The organism is Variovorax sp. Soil_C_39 (assembly GCF_057656815.1).
On sequence record NZ_JBDGJQ010000001.1, the window covers coordinates 240,720 to 257,939 of the forward strand.

The window sequence follows — 17,220 nt, forward strand, 5'->3', positions numbered from 1 at the left end:
CGCATCGCGCATCCCCGTTCGTTCGATTGGTTGAAAGGCCCTCCCCATGATGAAGAAACTAAAGCTCGTGATGGTCGGCAACGGCATGGCCGGCGTGCGCACGCTGGAAGAGCTGCTGAAGCTCGCGCCCGAGCTCTACGACATCACCGTCTTCGGTGCCGAGCCGCATCCGAACTACAACCGCATCCTGTTGTCGCCCGTGCTCGCGGGCGAGCAGACGGTCGACGAGATCGTGCTCAACAGCTGGGAGTGGTATTCGGACAACGGCATCACGCTGCACGCGGGCAAGAAGGTGGTCGAGGTCGACCGCGTGAAGCGCATCGTGCGCGCCGTCGATGCCGAAGGCGCCGTCACCGAGGCCGCCTACGACCGCCTGCTGATGTGCACCGGCTCCAACCCGTTCATGCTGCCCGTGCCAGGCAAGGCGCTGAAAGGCGTCATCGCCTACCGCGACATTGCCGACACCGACTACATGATCGAGACCGCGCGCACCCACAAGAATGCGGTCGTCATCGGCGGCGGCCTGCTGGGCCTGGAGGCGGCCAATGGCCTGATGCTGCGCGGCATGAACGTGACAGTGGTGCATGTGATGCCCTGGCTCATGGAGCGCCAGCTCGACGACGTGGCCGGCAAGCTGCTGCAGAAGTCGCTGGAAGACCGCGGGCTCAAGTTCATGATGGGCGCGCAGACCGAGGCGCTCCTCGGCGGTGAGGATGGACGGGTCAAAACGATCCGCTTCAAGGACGGCACCGAGGTGGCGGCCGACCTGGTCGTCATGGCCGTGGGCATCCGGCCCAATACCGAACTGGCCGAGAAGATGCGGCTGCACTGCAACCGCGGCATCGTCGTGACCGACACCATGCAAACGGTGACCGACGCGCGCATCTACTCGGTCGGCGAATGCGCGGCGCACCGCGGCATCGCCTACGGCCTCGTGGCCCCGCTGTTCGAGCAGGCCAAGGTCGCGGCCAACCATCTCGCGCAGTTCGGCATCGGCCGCTACCTGGGCTCGCTGACCTCGACCAAGCTCAAGGTCACCGGCATCGACCTGTTCTCGGCCGGCGAGTTCATGGGGGGCGAAGGCACTGAGGAGATCGTGATGAGCGACCCCTTCGGCGGCGTCTACAAGAAGCTCGTCATCAAGGACGACAAGCTCGTGGGTGCGTGCCTGTACGGCGACACCGTGGACGGCAGCTGGTACTTCAAGCTGCTGCGCGACGGCCGCAGCGTGGGCGACATCCGCGACAAGCTGATGTTCGGCGAGTCGAACATCGGCGACACCGGCCACGAGGGTCACAGCAAGGCCGCGAGCATGCCCGACGAGGCCGAGGTGTGCGGCTGCAACGGCGTGACCAAGGGCACGATCTGCAAGGCGATCAAGGAAAAGGGCCTGTTCACGCTCGACGAGGTCAAGAAGCACACCAAGGCGAGCGCGAGCTGCGGCTCGTGCACCGGCCTGGTCGAGCAGATCCTGATGTTCACCGCGGGCGGCGACTACTCGGCCACGCCCAAGAAGAAGGCGGTGTGCGGCTGCACCGACGCGAGCCACCAGGACGTGCGCGAGGCGATCCGGCGCGAACACTGGCTCACGCACGAGGCGGTGTACCGCGGCATGGGCTGGCGCACGCCCGACGGCTGCGCCACGTGCCGCCCGGCGATCAACTACTACCTGATCTCGACCTGGCCCAAGGAGGCGAAGGACGATCCGCAGAGCCGCTTCATCAACGAGCGCAGCCACGCCAACATCCAGCGCGACGGCACCTATTCGGTGATCCCGCGCATGTGGGGCGGCCACACCACGCCCGACGAGCTGCGCCGCATCGCGGACGCGGCCGACAAGTACAAGATCCCGACGGTGAAGGTCACGGGCGGCCAGCGCATCGACCTGCTGGGCGTGAAGAAGGAGGACCTCGCCAATGTCTGGAAGGACATCGGCATGCCCTCGGGCTTTGCCTATGCGAAGAGCCTGCGCACGGTGAAGACCTGCGTGGGCAGCGAGTGGTGCCGCTTCGGCACGCAGGACTCCACGCAGATGGGCAAGGACCTGGAGCGCGCGCTCTGGGCGATGTATGCGCCGCACAAGGTGAAGCTGGCGGTCTCGGGCTGCCCGCGCAATTGCGCCGAGGCCGGCATCAAGGACGTGGGTGTGATCGGGGTCGACTCGGGCTGGGAGCTGTACGTGGGCGGCAACGGCGGCATCAAGACCGAAGTGGCGCAGTTCCTCGTGAAGGTCAAGACGCCGGAGGAAGTGATGGCCTATTCGGGCGCGTTCCTGCAGCTGTACCGCGAGGAAGGCTGGTACCTCGAGCGCACGGTGCACTACATCGGCCGCGTGGGGCTCGACTACGTGAAGAAGAAGATCGTGGAGGACGAGGCCGGGCGCCAGGCGCTCTGGGAGCGGCTGCAGTTCGCGCTCGACGGCGAGCCCGATCCGTGGTTCGCTTCGGCCGAGGCGCAAGTGGACGTGCGGCAGTTCACGCCGGTGGCGGTGGTCGAAGGTGCGGCGCAAGCCGCCTGAAAGGAACAGCACGATGAACGACAACATCCGCATCGAATGGCAGGCGATCTGCCGCGTGGACGACATACCGAGGCTCGGCGCACGCCGGGTGGCGCGCCCGGTGGGCGTCGACGTGGCAGTGTTCCGCAACGCCGAGGACCAGGTCTTCGCCCTGCTCGACCGCTGCCCGCACAAGGGCGGCCCGCTGAGCCAGGGCATTGTCTTCGGCACGAGCGTGGCCTGCCCGCTGCACAACTGGGCCATCGGGCTCGACGACGGCTGCGCGAAGTCGCCCGACGAGGGCTGCACGCCGAAGTTCGCGGTGAAGGTGGAGGATGGCGTGGTGCACCTCGATGGGGGCGAGTTGTCCAGCCACGCCATCGACCTGCCGCGCCCGGTCGCCGGCCCAAAGCCGTTTGCCGTCTTGTCCCCTCTCCCGCTGGGAGAGGGCTAGGGTGAGGGCAGCAGCGTGCACACCGTCGGCGCCGCCGGCCCTCACCCCCACCCTCTCCCAGAGGGAGAGGGAGTGATGCGGGAGACACGATCCACCTGCCCCTATTGCGGCGTGGGCTGCGGCGTGGTCATCGAATCCGATGGCGCGCAGATCACCGGCGTGCGGGGCGACCCCGACCACCCGGCCAACTTCGGCCGCCTGTGCACCAAGGGCTCGACGCTGCACCTCACCGCCAGCGCCGCGGTCACGCGCCAGACCCGGCTTCTGCAGCCGATGCAGCGCGCGGCGCGCGGGGGCGATCCGGCGCCGGTGGCCTGGGACACCGCGCTCGACGGCGCGGCCGACAGGTTCGCGCAGATCGTCCGCGACCATGGCCCCGATGCGGTCGGCTTCTACGTCTCGGGCCAGCTGCTCACCGAGGACTACTACGTCTTCAACAAGCTCGCCAAGGGCCTCGTCGGCACCAACAACATCGACACCAATTCGCGCCTGTGCATGAGCAGCGCGGTGGCCGGCTACAAGCAGACGCTGGGCGCCGACGCGCCGCCCGCCTGCTACGACGACCTGAAGCATGCGCAGTGCCTCTTCATCGTGGGCAGCAATGCGGCCTGGGCGCATCCGGTGCTGTTCCGCCGCATCGAGGACGCGAAGGCCGCGAATCCGGCGCTGAAGATCATCGTGGCCGATCCGCGCCGCACCGACACGGTGGAGATCGCCGACCTGTTCCTGCCGCTGCAGCCCGGCACCGACGTGATGCTGTTCAACGGCATGCTGCACCTGATGCTGTGGGAGGGCTGGACCGATGCCGCCTACATTGCCGCGCACACGAATGGCTTCGACGCGCTGAAGGCCACGGTGCGCGAATGCACGCCCGACAAGGTCGCGCAGGTCTGCGGCATCACGAAGGACGACCTGCTCGCGGCGGCGCGACTCTTCGCGACCTCGCCCGCCACCTTGAGCCTCTATTGCCAGGGCCTCAACCAGTCGTCGAGCGGCACCGCGAAGAACGCGGCGCTGATCAACCTGCATCTTGCGACCGGCCAGATCGGCAAGCCCGGCGCCGGCCCGTTCTCGCTCACCGGGCAACCCAACGCGATGGGCGGGCGCGAAGTGGGCGGGCTCGCCAACCTGCTGAGCGCGCACCGCGATCTGGCCGATCCCGCGCACCGCGCCGAGGTGGCGGCGCTGTGGCAAGTGCCGTCGGTGCCCGAGAAGCCCGGCAAGACTGCGGTCGAGATGTTCCAGGCCGCGGCCGACGGCGAGATCCGCGCGCTTTGGATCGCCTGCACCAACCCCGCGCAGTCGATGCCCGACCAGGCGACCGTGCGCCGCGCACTCGAGCGCGCGGAGTTCGTGGTGGTGCAGGAAGCCTTCTCGACCACCGCCACCTGCGCCTTCGCCGACCTGCTGCTGCCTGCGACCACCTGGGGCGAGAAGGAAGGCACCGTGACCAACAGCGAGCGCCGCATCTCGCGCGTGCGCCCCGCGGTGCCGGCGCCCGGCGAGGCACGCCACGACTGGTCGATCGCGGTCGACTTCGCGCGGCGGCTCGAAGCACGCCTGGGCCGCACCGGGCCCACGCTGTTTGCGTACGGCACGGCCGAACAGGTCTGGAACGAGCACCGCGAATCGACGCGCGGGCGCGACCTCGACATCACCGGCCTGAGCTACGCGATGCTCGACACCGCGGGCCCGCAGCAGTGGCCGCTGAAGGAAGGCGAGGCCACGGGCCGCGCGCGCCTCTACGAGGACGGCGTGTTCCCCACGCCCGACGGCCGCGCGCGCTTCGTCGACACCGTCTACAAGCCCGTGGCCGAGGCGCGCGAGGCGCGCTACCCGTTCTCGCTCAACACCGGGCGCCTGCGCGACCAGTGGCACGGCATGAGCCGCACCGGCACGGTCGGGCGGCTGTTCGGCCACGTGGCCGAGCCCGTGGTGCAGATGAACGCGCAGGACATGGCACGCCGGCTCATTCGCGACGGCGACCTCGTGCACCTGACCTCGAAGCGCGGCTCGATCCTGCTGCCCGCGCGCGCCAGCGCGGAGATCGGCCTGAGCCAGGCCTTCGTCGGCATGCACTGGGGCGAGGAATACCTGAGCGGCTGTTCGTCGACGGGCACGCGGCTCGCCGGCATCAACGCGCTGACGAGCCCGGCCTTCTGCCCGACCTCGAAGCAGCCGGAACTCAAGCACACGCCGGTGAAGATCTTGAAGGCCGAGCTGCCCTGGGCGCTGCTCGCCATGGCCTGGCTGCCACCCGATGCGGCGCTCGCCGCGCACACGGCGCTCAAGCCGCTGATGGCGCTGTTCCCGTTCGCGGCCTGCGTGCCGTTCGCGGGCAGCGCCGCCGGCGAGGAACGCAGCGGCGTGCTGTTTCGCGCGGCCGCCCACGACGCGCCGGAAGACGCGCTGATCGATCGCCTCGAAGGCCTGCTTGGCCTGGGCGACGGCGACGTGCTGCGCTACGCCGACCGGCGCCGCGGCCAGCGCCGCGTGGCACGGCTGGTGCGGCGCGCCGACGGCAACGCCGGGCTCGAGGCCTTCCTGCTCGGCGGCGACACCAGCGCCGAGGCCTGGATCGGCACGCTGCTGCGCGAGGAGATGCCGGCGCAGAGCTACGGCCGGCTGCTGCTGTCGCCGGGCGCGCGCGCGCCGGTGGCGTTGCAGTCGCGCGGCAAGCCCGTCTGCACCTGCTTCAACGTGACCGACCTGGCGATCCAGGCCGAACTGGGCCGCTGCAGCGGCACGCCCGGCGAGCGGCTCGCCGCGCTGCAAGGCGCACTGAAATGCGGCACAAACTGCGGCTCGTGCATCCCGGAGCTCCAGCGCATGGTGCGCGCCACGTCCACGGCCGACCTGGTCGCGGGGGCATAAGCCGACCCGCATTCCGGCATAAGCATTGCAGGACAATCGGCGCACCCATGGGAATCAGTCACTACATCAAGGAAATCGGCCGCGGCGCGCGCGGCGCCAGGCCGCTCTCGCGCGAGCAGGCCGCGGACCTGTTCGGCCAGGTGCTGGACGGCGCGGTCACCGACCTCGAAATCGGCGGCTTCTGCCTGGCCATGCGCATCAAGGGCGAGACGCCCGAGGAGATGGCCGGTTTCCTCGACGCCACCCACGCGCGGCTTGCGCATGTGCCCGCCGGCGAGCGGCCGCTCGTCGTGCTGCCCAGCTACAACGGCGCGCGCAAGCTGCCGGTGCTCACGCCGCTGCTCGCCTTGTTGCTCGCGCGCGAAGGCCTCCCGGTGCTGGTGCACGGCAGCGCCAGCGAAACCACGCGCGTGCTGGCGTCGAACGTGCTGCAGGCGCTCGGCGTGCCGGAGCTCCCGGCGGTCCGCGCGATCCCTTCGGGCGAGGTGGCCTTCGCACCGACCGAACTGCTCAATCCCGCGCTCAAGCGGCTGCTCGACGTGCGCCGCGTCGTGGGCCTGCGCAACCCGGGCCACAGCGTGGTCAAGCTGATGCAGCCGACCACCGGCCCGGCCGTGGTCGTGGCGAGCTACACCCATCCCGAATATGCGCGCACCATGGGCGAGACCTTCGAGCTCATGGGAACCACCGCCCTGCTCTCGCGCGGTCTCGAGGGCGAAGTAGTGTCCGACCCACGGCGCACGGCGCAGATCGACGGCTTCGTGCGCGGCGTGCGCAGCGAACTGCAGGCGCAGGCCAGCGGCACCGCGAGCGAGGTGCCGGGCCTGCCGAAGGAAATCGACGTCGCGACCACGGCCGACTACACGCGCCGGGTCCTCCAGGGCGAACTTCCCGTGCCGGACGCGATCGCCGCGCAGGTCGGACACATCATCCAACTGGCATCCCACGCATGACCACCACCTCCCGTTCCTCCTCTGCCCCCGGAAGCTGCACGCTGGTGGGCGCCGGTCCCGGCGACCCCGAGCTGCTGACGCTCAAGGCCATCAAGGCGATCCAGGCCGCGACCGTGCTGCTGGTGGACGACCTCGTGAACGAGGGCATCCTCGCCGCCTATGCGCGGCCCGGCGCACGCATCGTGCACGTCGGCAAGCGCGGCGGCTGCAAGAGCACGCCGCAGGCCTTCATCGAGCGCCTGATGGTCACCGCGGTGCAGGAGGGCGAAACGGTGGTCCGCCTCAAGGGCGGCGACCCGTTCATCTTCGGGCGCGGCGGCGAGGAGGTCGAGCACCTGCGCGCGGCGGGCATCGAATGCACGGTGGTCAACGGTGTCACCGCGGGCCTGGCCGCCGTGACCTCACTCGGCGTGCCGCTGACGCACCGCGACCATGCCCAGGGCGTGGTGTTCGTCACCGGCCATGCCAAGACCGGCGCCAGCGCGCACGAAGACGCCACCGACTGGCGCGCACTCGCCGCCACGGCGCACAGCGCCCGGCTCACGCTCGTGATCTACATGGGCGTGGCGGGCGCGGCCCACATCGAACGCGAGCTGCTGCACGGGCTGCCGGCCGACACGCCGGTGGCGGTGGTGCAGCATGCGAGCCTGCCGCAGCAGCGCCACACCGTCACCACGCTGGGCCGGCTGCAGGCCGGCATCGCCGAAGCCGGACTCGCGAGTCCGGCGGTCATCGTGGTCGGCGACGTGTTGCAGGGGCTGGCGGCCGCCGTGCTGCCCGCGGGTACCGACGCGGGCCGCTTCGGCACCTGAAACCGCGCTGCGCATCGCGCCCGCGCTCCGGGCGCGTGAGATTTTTCCTACGCCCGCCTAGAATCGCGCTCCACAAAAACACAGCACGACTGGGGCGGAAATGCTCGAAAGACTCAACGAATTCACCGAAAGCCACGGCGAACTGCGCCCCGGCCGCGGTCTCGTCACGGGCACCATTGCGCTCGCGCTCGGCATCCTCTGCTTTCTCGGCGTGCTGGCCTTCCACTTTCCGCAGTACCTCACGACGCCCGAGCTGCGCAAGAGCTACGACGTGGACCTGATGCGCATCGTGCTGCTCGTGGCCCTGGTCGTGTCGGGCGGGCTGGCGCTCGTCAACATCATCTTCAACCGTTCGCGCTGGCTCTCGTCGGCGGCCTTCCTGCTGGTGGTCGCGGCGGCGTTGCTGGGCGGCCACAAGGTGCCGGTGCACGACTTCGCGGACAACACGCCGTACATCGGGCTCGACTGGTTCATCCTCGACCTGCTGGGTTCGGCGCTGATCTTCATCTTCATCGAGAAGCTCTTCGCGCTGCGCAAGGACCAGCCGGTGTTCCGCGCCGAATGGCAGACCGACTTCCACCATTTCGTGGTCAACCACATGATCGTGGGCTTCGTGCTGCTGGCCACCAACCTGATGGTGCACAAGTTCTTCGGCTGGGCCGCCTACGACGGCATCCGCGGCTGGGTCGGCGGCCTGCCCTTCTGGGCGGGGCTGCTGCTGATCGTTTTGGTGGCCGACCTGGTGCAGTACTGGACGCACCGCGCCTACCACGAGGTGCCGGTGCTCTGGCGCCTGCATGCGGTGCACCACAGCGTGAAGAGCATGGACTGGATGGCCGGCTCGCGCCAGCACATCCTCGAGCTGCTGATCACGCGCACGCTGGTGCTCGCGCCGATCTACGTGCTCGGCTTCTCGAAGGAAGTGATCGACGCCTACATCGTCGTGGTGGGCTTCCAGGCGGTGTTCAACCACTGCAACGTGAGCGTGCGGCTCGGCCCTCTGCGCTATGTGATCGTCACGCCCAACTTCCACCACTGGCACCACAGCCAGGACGTGGAAGCGCTCGACAAGAACTACGCGGCGCACTACGCCTTCCTCGACCACCTGTTCGGCACCGCGGTCAAGAGCACCAAGCTCTGGCCCGAGAAGTACGGCGTGCTCGGCGACTACGTGCCCAACGGCTTCTTCAGGCAGCTGAAGTTCCCGTTCACGTGGAAAGGATGATGCGGCGCGCCTTTCTCGCGGCCGCCGGGGCTGCCGCCGCGATGCTGCTGCTGTCGGCCTGCGCCAGCCGCATCGAGCTGCCGTCGAAGGACGCCGGCCTGCGCCTGCGCGTGCAGAGCTCGGTCATCGCGCCGGGCAACGGCGGTGAACTCGTCGCGGCCGATGCATTGCAGGCCGGCGACATCCTGCTGACCTCCATCGCCACGGTCAACTCGTTCGGCATCCGGCTCGGCACCTTCTCGCCCGTGAGCCATGCGGTGCTGTACCTCGGCGACGGGCTGATTGCCGAGGCGGTCGGCAGCGGCGTGCGCGCGCGCCGGCTCGCCGACGTGATCGACGAGGAACAGATGGTCGTCGCGTTCCGCGTGCCGGGGCTGCAGGCGGCCGACGTCGAGAAGATCCGCACCTGGGCCAATGCGCAGGTGGGCACGCGCTACAACACCGCCGGCGTGCTGCTGAACGCGCCTTTCGTGCTGAACCGGAGGCTCTGCGAACTGCCGCTGATCCCGTCCGCCGTGAGCCACTACTGCATCAGCGGCATGGCGATGGTGCAGTTGGGCGCGAGCCGCGACGACCAGTTCTTCTGCTCGCAGTTCGTGCTCGAGGCCTATCGGCAGGCCGGCGTGCCGGTCACCGAGGCCGATCCGCGCTGGGTCAGCCCCGCCGACCTGCTGCACATGCGCGAGGGCGACGTGCCCTCCATCGCGGCCACGCAGCCGCTGCGCTACGTGGGCCACCTCAAGTACAACCCGCCGCCGCTGCTGGCGGCCGACGGGCCCTGACCGGTTTGAGCACGCCTTCCCGATTCGATGTCGTGGTGGTCGGCGCCGGTGCGGCCGGCCTCTTCTGCGCCGGCGTTGCAGGCCAGCGCGGACTGAAGGTGCTGCTGGTGGACCACAGCGAGAAAGTCGGCGAGAAGATCCGCATCTCGGGCGGCGGCCGCGCCAACTTCACCAATCGCGACCTCGACGTGCGTGCGCCGCAGCGCCACTTCATCGGCGAGAACCCCAATTTCTGCCGCTCGGCACTGTCGCGCTATGCACCGCAGCAGTTCATCGAGCTGGTGCAGAAGCACGGCATCGCCTTCCACGAGAAGCACAAGGGGCAGCTGTTCTGCGACGGCTCGTCGCAGCAGATCGTCGACATGCTGCTTGCGGAGTGCGAGGCAGGCCAGGTCACGCGCTGGCAGCCGTGCAAGCTCGGGAACATCGGGTTCACGCCCGCCAGCGACGACCCCGCCGCGCCGGGCTGCTACCGGATCGATAGCAGCAAGGGGCCGATCGAGACGCCCCGGCTGGTGGTCGCCACCGGCGGCCTGTCGATTCCGCAGATCGGCGCGAGCGACTTCGGCTACCGGCTGGCGGCACAGTTCGGGCTGCGCGTGGTCACCCCGCGCCCGGCGCTGGTGCCGCTGACCTTCGGCGGCGACGCCTGGGCGCCTTATGCCGAACTGGCGGGGCTGGCGCTGCCGGTGCGCATCGAAACCGGGACGAAGAAGGAAAAGATCGCCTTCCTCGAAGACCTGCTGTTCACCCACCGCGGCCTGTCGGGCCCGGCGGTGCTGCAGATCTCGAGCTACTGGAAGCCGGGTGCCCCGCTCACGTTCGATTTCGCGCCCGGCGTGGACGTGGCCGAGGCGCTGGGCGAGGCCAAGCGCCGGTCCTCGAAGAAGCGCATCGCCAACGAACTGGCCGCGCTGGTGCCATCGCGGCTGGCAGACGCCTGGGTCGGCCAGGACCCTGCCCTGCAGCGCCCAGTCAACGAAGCCGCCGACAAGGCGCTGGCCACGCTGGCCGAGCGCATCGCGCGCTGGCAGATCGTTCCGAGCGGCACCGAGGGCTACAAGAAGGCCGAGGTCACGGCCGGCGGGGTCGACACCCGGGATCTCTCGTCCCAGACCATGGAATCGACGCAGCCTGGGCTCTATTTCATCGGCGAAGTGGTCGATGTGACGGGCTGGTTGGGCGGGTACAACTTCCAGTGGGCCTGGGCGAGTGCACATGCGTGCGCAACCGCGTTATAATCGCGGGCTAACTTTGGCCTTCCCTCAACGGCCGCACATACTTTCAGTTGAGGAACCCCGGCCCGGGGCCTCGATCTCCCCAGGCCAAATTCAGTTCAACGATTCATCAATGACCACCATCCGCGTTAAAGAAAACGAGCCTTTCGACGTCGCCCTGCGCCGCTTCAAGCGCACCATCGAAAAGCTCGGCCTGCTGACCGACCTGCGTGCCCGCGAGTTCTACGAGAAGCCGACGGCCGAGCGCAAGCGCAAGAAGGCAGCGGCAGTCAAGCGCCACTACAAGCGCGTGCGCAGCATGCAGCTGCCCAAGAAGCTGTTCTAAGCAACGCCGGGGCAACCCGGACCGTTGGCCAGCGACACCGTCACCGCCAACGCACAGTTGCCGCAGCCGCGCCAGGGAAACCTGCCGCGGCTTTTGTTTTTTTGCCAAAGGATCTCTCGCATGACGCTCAAGGAACAGATCACCGAAGACATGAAGACCGCGATGCGCGCCAAGGATTCGGAGCGCCTCGGCACCATCCGCCTGCTGCTGTCGGCGCTGAAGCAGAAGGAAGTCGACGAGCGCGTCGAGCTCGACGACGCCATGGTCGTCGCCATCGTCGACAAGATGGTCAAGCAGCGTAAGGACTCGATCGCCGCGTTCACCACCGGCGGACGCACTGACCTGGCCGACAAGGAAGCCGCCGAGATCAAGGTGCTCGAGGTCTACCTGCCGCAACGCATGAGCGCCGACGAAGTGGCCGCCGAAGTGAAGGCCATCGTGGCCGAGCTGGGCGCCAAGGGCCCGGGCGACATGGGCAAGGTGATGGGCGCGGTCAAGACCCGCCTCGCCGGCAAGGCCGACATGGGCCAGGTGAGCGCGGCGGTCAAGGCCGCCCTCGCGGGCGCCTGAGCATGCACGGCAGCTGCGCCGACTCGGACAAGGTCGTGCTGAAGGCCTGCGCCTGCCTGGTGGACGCCGGTGGGCGGCTGCTGGTGTTCCGCCACCCCGGCGACGGCAACATGCAGCTGCCCAAGGGCACCATCGAGCCCGGCGAATCGCCCGAGATTGCCGCGCGGCGCGAACTGCTCGAGGAATCGGGCATCGACCATCTCGGCGCCCTGGAGCCGCTCGGCACGCTGCAGCGCGACTGCGAGGCCGGCATCGAGGGAAACACGCTGCGCCACGCGCAGCTCTGGCACCTGTTCCTGATGCGCGCCGACGGCCCGCTGCCCGAAACCTTCGACCATGTGGCGATGGGCAGCCCCGAGGAAGACGGCCTCGTCTTCGCCTTCAGCTGGCTGGCGGCCAGCGACGACATCGACCACTTCACGCCACCCTACCGACAGACCATCGAGCGCGTCCGCGCGGCCCTGACCACCGCCTGACGCATGCCGCGCGTCAGGCCAGCGCGCGGACCACCATGTAGAAGCCCAGCAGCGCCAGCCCGCCGAGGAAGCCGCGCCGGAACACCACCACCGGCAGCCGCTTGCGCACCCAGGTGCCGAGCGCCATGCCGCCCAGGGCCGGCACCAGCATCGCGAGTGAGCCGCCCGCCGCCGCCACCGGATAGCCCCCGTTGCCCGCGAGCCCGATCGCGAGCACCACGGTCGAGGTGGTGAACGAGATGCCCATCGCCTGGATCAGCGCATCCCGCTGCAGGCCCAGCGCCTGCAGGTAGGGCACGGCCGGCACCACGAACACGCCGGTCGCCGCCGTCACCAGCCCCGTCGCCGCCCCCACGACAGGTCCGAGCCAGCGCTCGTGCGCCGCCGGCACGTGCAGCTGCCGGCCCGCCAGGCCCCACAGGCCATACGCGACCAGTGCCACCCCGAGCGCCACCGAGGCCCAGGTGCCCGCGGGCACGCCGAGCCACAGCGCGCCGCCCAGGCTGCCCGCCACGATGCCCGCCTGCAGGCCGCCGATGCGGCGCAGCACCGGCCAGAAGGTGGTGCGCGGACCGAGCTGCCAGAGATTGGTGACCAACGACGGCGCGATCAGCAGCGCCGCCGCGCGCACCGGCGGCATCCAGAGCGCAAGCAGCGCCATCGACACCGTCGGCAGGCCGAGCCCGATCACGCCCTTGACCACGCCGGCCAGCAAAAAGACCGCGGCGGCCGCCCACCCATGGCCTGCCAGTTCATTCGGGATCGTCGTCATGGCGGTGGAGTCTGCCGGCGCGCACGGCGCATGGGAATGCGGCGCTCGCGCAGCCGGCCTCAGGCAGAAACTGAGGCACCCGTGCTACCTTGCGCCCCACCATGCGATTCGATCTCACCGACCTGCGGCTCTTTCTCCATGTGGTGGAGGCCGGCAGCCTCACGGCCGGCGCGGCGCGCTCGCACATGACGCTCGCCTCGGCCAGCCAGCGCGTGCGCGGCATGGAAGACGCGCTCGGCAGCCCGCTGCTCACGCGCCATGCGCAGGGTGTGCGCCCCACCGAGGCCGGCCGCACGCTCGCGCACCATGCGCGCGTCGTGCTGCAGCAGATGGAGCGGCTGCGCGGCGAACTCGGCGAGTACGGCCAGGGCCTCAAGGGGCACGTGCGCTTCATGTGCGGCACCTCGGCGCTGACCGAGCACCTGCCGGAGGTGCTGAGCCGCTTTCTCATCCAGCATCCGCGCATTTCGGTCGACCTCGAGGAGCGCCCGAGCCCCGAGACCGCCGACGCGCTGCGCGGCGGGCGCTGCGATATCGGCATCGTCTCGGACGCCGTCGACACCGAGGGCCTCGAATGCCATCCGTTCCGCCGCGACGACCTCGTGCTGGTGCTGCCGCGCGGCCATGCACTGGCCCGGCGCCGCCGCGTGATGCTGGCCGAAGCGGTCGACAGCGAATTCGTCGGCCTGCCTGCCGACAGCGCGCTGCAGCAGCTGCTGACGCAGCACGCGCGTGCGCTCGGCCGCCATCTCGCCTACCGCGTGCGCGTGGGCAACTTCGAGGCGGTGTGCCGGATGGTGTCGCATGGCATCGGCGTGGGCATCGTGCCGCAGACCGCAGCCGAGCGCTGCGCCCGCTCGATGAAGATCGCGCTGGCCGCACTCGGCGATCCGTGGGCCGAGCGCACGCTGATGGCGTGCGTGCGCTCGTCGCATGAACTGCCGCTCAATGCGCGGCGCATGCTCGAGCACCTGGTGGCGCCTGCGCCGGAGGCTAGCGCAAGGTGACCGGCCGCCCCTGCCGCGCGCGCGCCGCGACGAACGCATCGAAGGCTTCGCTGCTGGTCTTGCGCGGCAGGTAGCCGAAGCGCGCTTTCAATGCGGTGTTCAGCAGCACGGGGCGGTAGCGCAGAAAGTCGAGCTGCTCCGGCCCGTAGCGGCTCACGCCGAGCGCGGAGCCGACCGCCAGCGCCGCCTTGAGCACGCCTGCGGGCCAGTCGACGGTCTTCTTGCCCAGGCGCGCCGCGATCTCGTGGAGGGTGAGCGCGCCGTCGCCGGCGAGGTTGTAGCAGCCGGGCGGCGCGCCAGCCAGTGCGTGCGCGATGGCGCCGGTCACGTCCTCGTCCCACACGAAGACGAACGGGCTTGCGCTGCCGCGGATGGCGATGAGCCGCTTCTTCTCGAACAGGGCGGTGATCTGGTTGTCGACGCCTTCGCCGAGGATGGTGCCGATGCGCAGCACCGTCTGCGCCAGCGCGGGATGCCGCGCGCGATGTTCGGCGAGCATCTCCTCGACCTGCCGCTTGTGGTCGGCATAGGCGAAGACCACGTTGCCACGCAGCGGCTGCTCCTCGGTGATCCACGCCGGGTTGTCGGCGTGGTAGCCGTAGGCAGCACCGCTCGACGACACCACGAGGTGCCGAACGCCCGCGGCCATGCAGGCCTCGAGCACGTTGCGCGTGCCGCCCACGTCCACCGAATGTTCGAAGGCGCGGTTCGAGCCCAGGCCAGGCGTGACGATCGATGCCAGGTGCACCACGGTGTCGATGGCGTACTCTGCGATGGTCTCGGCGATGCCGCTCTCGCGCACGTCCTGCCGGCGATAGACCACACCAGGCAGCCGCCGTTCACGAGGCACGTCGCGCACGTCGAGCGCCACGATCTCGTCGAGCGCCTGCGCCGACAGCGCGGACACGACACCGCGCCCCAGGAACCCGTCGGCGCCCGTGACGAGCACGCGCCGCGCCGTCACGCCACTCACGCCGCTTGCCGAGCTCATGGCCGCGCGGGCCTGCGCCCCCACCAGCTCGCGAGCGCCAGGCCCGCGATGATGTCCCAGAAGCCCCACACGCCGGCTACCACGGCCATGCCGCCGAGGCCGCCGAAGAAGCTGAAGATCAGCACCAGCCCGAGCCCCGCGTTGCGAATGCCCACCTCGATGGCCACGGCGCGGCGGTCGTAGTCGGCCAGGCCCGAGAGGCGCGCACAGAGATAGCCGGTGCCGAAGGCGAGCGCATCGTGGATCACCACGGCCACGAGCACCAGGCCCACGTAGTCGAGGAAGTAGCGCCAGTTGCCCGCGATCGCGCCGATGATGAACGCCACCAGCGCCGCGAAGCTCAGGATGCGCGCGGGCTTCTTGATGCGCGCGGTGAGCCGCGGCAGCCGGTGCGCGCAGGCAACCCCCAGCACGAACGGGATGCCGATGATCATCACGATATGGCCCAGCATGTCGAGCGGATCGAGCGCAATCGACTTGAGCAGCGCCGACGCGGTCGGATGCAGCCCGCCCCAGAACGCGAAGTTCAGCGGCATCAGCACGATGGAGAGCGCATTGGAAATGGCCGTCATCGACACCGACAGCGCCACGTTGCCGCCCGCGCGATGGGTGAGGATCTGCGAGATGTTGCCCGGCGGACAGCAGGCCACCAGGATCATGCCCAGCGCGACGCTCGGCCCCGGGCTCAGGGCGAGCGTGAGCGCGAAGGTCACGGCCGGCAACACGATGAACTGCGCCCCGATGCCCACCGCCATGGCGCCCGGCATGCGCGCCACGCGGCGGAAGTCGTCGATGCGCGTGTCCAGCGCAATGCCGAACATCAGGAAGCCCAGCACCACGTTGAGCGCCACCAGCGACGCGGGATTGAAGTTGAGCCTGATTTCGTCGACGGGGAGCATAGGGGCGATCTCGCTCAGGATGGATCGGCCAGCGCCGCAGACGCGCTGCGCACCGCTGCGCGGTAGGTGTCCTTGTGCACGTAATACGCCATGCGCTCGAGCTGCAGGTACTTGAAACCGCCCGACAGGTCCGGCGGCGGGCCCTGCACCGCCCGGCGCAGCGCTGCGGCCGCAGGTGCGCCCGCGGCGGCGGCGCGAAGGTAGCGCGCCACCAGTTCGGCCTGCTCGTAGCGCCCCTGCCAGCCGATGCCGCTCGCCTCGATCATGCCGAGCACCGCGAGGGTCTCGAAGCGCGGCGAGAAGATGTTCAGGTGGAGCCGCGGCGCCATGCCCTGCCAGTCGAGCAGTTCGCGGTCGATGAACGGGTAGTGCAGCGCATAGCCGGTGGCGGCCAGCACCAGGTCGTAGTCGCGCGCGCTGCCATCCTTGAAATGCACGGTGCGTCCGTCGAGCCGCGCCACGTCGGCCCGCACACCGATGTCGCCGTGGCCCGCGTGGTAGAGGATCAGCGAGTTCACGATCGGGTGCGACTCGTACATCTTGTAGTCGGGCTTGGGGAAGCCGAAGCGCACCGGGTCGCCCGTGAACCACTTGAGCACGGTCGCATCGATCTTCTGCTTGAGCCATGGCGGCAGCGGGCGCTTGCCGCCGAGCGTGTCGGCGGGCTTTCCGAACACGTACTTGGGCACGAAGTAGTAGCCGCGCCGCACCGAGATGTCGACGCTCGCGGCATGGTGCACCGCATCGACCGCGATGTCGCAGCCCGAGTTGCCCGCGCCGACGATCAGCACGCGCTTGCCCTGGAAGATGCGCGGGTGCTTGTAGTCGCTGGTGTGCAGCAGCTCCCCGTCGAAGCGGCCCTCGAACTGCGGGCGCCTGGGCTCGGCGAGCGTGCCGTTGGCAATGACCACGCCCCTGTATTCGGCGGTCTCGCTGCGTCCGTCGCCGGCATCGACGCTCACGCGCCAGCGCGTGTCGGGCGCGGCGCTCACCGGCGCGACCCGGACCACGCGCGTGCCGAAGCGGAAGTGCGGCCGCAGGCCGAAATGGTCGGCGAAGTCGCTGAAGTAGCGGCGCAGCTCGCGGTGGCTCGGATAGTCGGCCACCGTCTCGGCCATCGGAAACTCCGCGAACTCGGTGGTCGTCTTGCTCGAGATCAGGTGCGCCGATTCGTAGACGGTGGAGCGCGGGTTGTCGATGTCCCAGAGGCCGCCCACGTCGGTGTGCGCCTCGAAGCCCTGGAACGGTACACCGTGCTTCTGCAGGTTGCGCGCCGCCGCCAGGCCCGACGGGCCGGCGCCGATCAGCGCGATTTTCTCGTGGGTGGGGATGTCGTCGGGCATCG

The 17,220-nt window shown here is 69.5% G+C and carries 16 protein-coding genes; 12 read left to right on the forward strand and 4 right to left on the reverse strand.

All coding sequences use genetic code 11. The features are described from left to right. The first annotated feature begins 49 nt into the window (after positions 1–49). From nirB to AC3A6J_RS01220, 11 genes are all read left to right on the forward strand, one after another. The gene (gene nirB, locus AC3A6J_RS01170) at positions 50–2,518 is read left to right on the forward strand and encodes a nitrite reductase large subunit NirB (RefSeq protein WP_487858617.1); all 2,469 of its coding nucleotides are present in this window, start codon (positions 50–52) and stop codon (positions 2,516–2,518) included. 13 nt (positions 2,519–2,531) lie between these two features. Continuing rightward, positions 2,532–2,951 (forward strand): nitrite reductase small subunit NirD, encoded by a 420-nt coding sequence (nirD, locus tag AC3A6J_RS01175; RefSeq protein ID WP_487858063.1) that lies wholly within the window; start codon positions 2,532–2,534, stop codon positions 2,949–2,951. A 75-nt stretch (positions 2,952–3,026) separates the two neighbouring features. Next, positions 3,027–5,825, forward strand: a complete 2,799-nt coding sequence (locus tag AC3A6J_RS01180) for a nitrate reductase (RefSeq protein WP_487858064.1) — start codon at positions 3,027–3,029, stop codon at positions 5,823–5,825. 47 nt (positions 5,826–5,872) lie between these two features. Beyond that, entirely contained in the window at positions 5,873–6,778 is a 906-nt protein-coding gene (gene ybiB, locus AC3A6J_RS01185; protein WP_487858065.1) for a DNA-binding protein YbiB, read from the forward strand. Then, a complete protein-coding gene (cobA, locus tag AC3A6J_RS01190) occupies positions 6,775–7,590 on the forward strand; it encodes a uroporphyrinogen-III C-methyltransferase (RefSeq protein WP_487858066.1) in 816 nt (271 codons plus the stop codon). The genes ybiB and cobA overlap by 4 nt, the downstream gene beginning before the upstream one ends. A gap of 100 nt (positions 7,591–7,690) precedes the next feature. Further along, positions 7,691–8,815, forward strand: a complete 1,125-nt coding sequence (locus AC3A6J_RS01195; RefSeq protein WP_487858067.1) for a sterol desaturase family protein — start codon at positions 7,691–7,693, stop codon at positions 8,813–8,815. Beyond that, positions 8,812–9,597 (forward strand): YaeF family permuted papain-like enzyme, encoded by a 786-nt coding sequence (locus AC3A6J_RS01200; RefSeq protein WP_487858618.1) that lies wholly within the window; start codon positions 8,812–8,814, stop codon positions 9,595–9,597. Before AC3A6J_RS01195 ends, AC3A6J_RS01200 begins: the two co-directional genes overlap by 4 nt. A 5-nt stretch (positions 9,598–9,602) precedes the next feature. Further along, complete coding sequence (locus tag AC3A6J_RS01205; protein ID WP_487858068.1) at positions 9,603–10,838, forward strand: BaiN/RdsA family NAD(P)/FAD-dependent oxidoreductase; 1,236 nt, start codon at positions 9,603–9,605, stop codon at positions 10,836–10,838. A 109-nt stretch (positions 10,839–10,947) separates the two neighbouring features. Beyond that, positions 10,948–11,160, forward strand: coding sequence for a 30S ribosomal protein S21 (gene rpsU, locus AC3A6J_RS01210; protein WP_068628364.1), 213 nt, complete (start codon positions 10,948–10,950; stop codon positions 11,158–11,160). A gap of 120 nt (positions 11,161–11,280) precedes the next feature. Continuing rightward, positions 11,281–11,730 carry a GatB/YqeY domain-containing protein gene (locus tag AC3A6J_RS01215; protein ID WP_487858069.1) on the forward strand — a complete coding sequence of 150 codons (450 nt, stop codon included), beginning with the start codon at positions 11,281–11,283 and terminating at the stop codon, positions 11,728–11,730. A 2-nt stretch (positions 11,731–11,732) separates the two neighbouring features. Beyond that, complete coding sequence (locus AC3A6J_RS01220; protein WP_487858070.1) at positions 11,733–12,206, forward strand: NUDIX domain-containing protein; 474 nt, start codon at positions 11,733–11,735, stop codon at positions 12,204–12,206. A gap of 13 nt (positions 12,207–12,219) precedes the next feature. Here the strand turns inward: AC3A6J_RS01220 and AC3A6J_RS01225 are convergent, their stop codons facing one another. Further along, a complete protein-coding gene (locus AC3A6J_RS01225; protein WP_487858071.1) occupies positions 12,220–12,978 on the reverse strand; it encodes a sulfite exporter TauE/SafE family protein in 759 nt (252 codons plus the stop codon). Positions 12,979–13,079: 101 nt separating this feature from the next. Here AC3A6J_RS01225 and AC3A6J_RS01230 point away from each other — a divergent pair, with 101 nt between their 5' ends. Further along, positions 13,080–13,985: a LysR family transcriptional regulator gene (locus tag AC3A6J_RS01230; protein ID WP_487858072.1), complete on the forward strand. Its 906-nt coding sequence runs from the start codon at positions 13,080–13,082 to the stop codon at positions 13,983–13,985. On the opposite strand, the gene AC3A6J_RS01235 is transcribed toward AC3A6J_RS01230, so the two are convergent. Genes AC3A6J_RS01235 through AC3A6J_RS01245 form a run of 3 tightly spaced genes read right to left on the reverse strand, consistent with a single transcriptional unit; the run spans position 13,972 to position 17,218 of the window. After that, positions 13,972–14,976, reverse strand: a complete 1,005-nt coding sequence (locus AC3A6J_RS01235; protein ID WP_487858073.1) for an SDR family oxidoreductase — start codon at positions 14,974–14,976, stop codon at positions 13,972–13,974. The genes AC3A6J_RS01230 and AC3A6J_RS01235 overlap by 14 nt on opposite strands. Next, positions 14,973–15,875 carry a bile acid:sodium symporter family protein gene (locus AC3A6J_RS01240; RefSeq protein WP_487858074.1) on the reverse strand — a complete coding sequence of 301 codons (903 nt, stop codon included), beginning with the start codon at positions 15,873–15,875 and terminating at the stop codon, positions 14,973–14,975. Before AC3A6J_RS01240 ends, AC3A6J_RS01235 begins: the two co-directional genes overlap by 4 nt. Before the next feature lie 14 nt (positions 15,876–15,889). Beyond that, the gene (locus AC3A6J_RS01245; RefSeq protein WP_487858075.1) at positions 15,890–17,218 is read right to left on the reverse strand and encodes a flavin-containing monooxygenase; all 1,329 of its coding nucleotides are present in this window, start codon (positions 17,216–17,218) and stop codon (positions 15,890–15,892) included. Between the last annotated feature and the right edge of the window lie 2 nt (positions 17,219–17,220).